A 288-nucleotide genomic window follows, 5' to 3' on the forward strand; every position below is an offset into this window, starting at 1 on the left:
GTTGGAGGTGTTGTATCTATAACTGGATCAACAGGTGTTGGTTTAGATGGATTACCTGCTTTATCAGTTGTTATAACATTAACATCAGTTGGATTTTCAATAGGATTTTTTGGAGTAAGTGTCCAAGTTCCATCTCCATTGTCTTTTTTATCTGATGGAATAATTTCACCATTGTCCTTAACCAATTCAGGAGTAGTATCTTTTTCAACTTTAACTTTAATATCTGGAGTTGTATCATTAGTTGGAGATTTTGGATCTTTATCATCGATACTAATAACCTCAGGTGCT

At 33.7% G+C, this 288-nt stretch carries 1 protein-coding gene; it reads right to left on the reverse strand.

The annotated features are described in order from the left end of the window. Nucleotides 1-288 (reverse strand): Ig-like domain-containing protein (locus tag U5B17_RS09710; RefSeq protein WP_430805148.1); only part of this gene is annotated, 288 nt, incomplete at both ends.

The organism is Campylobacter australis, assembly GCF_050586305.1.
GTDB lineage: Bacteria > Campylobacterota > Campylobacteria > Campylobacterales > Campylobacteraceae > Campylobacter_A.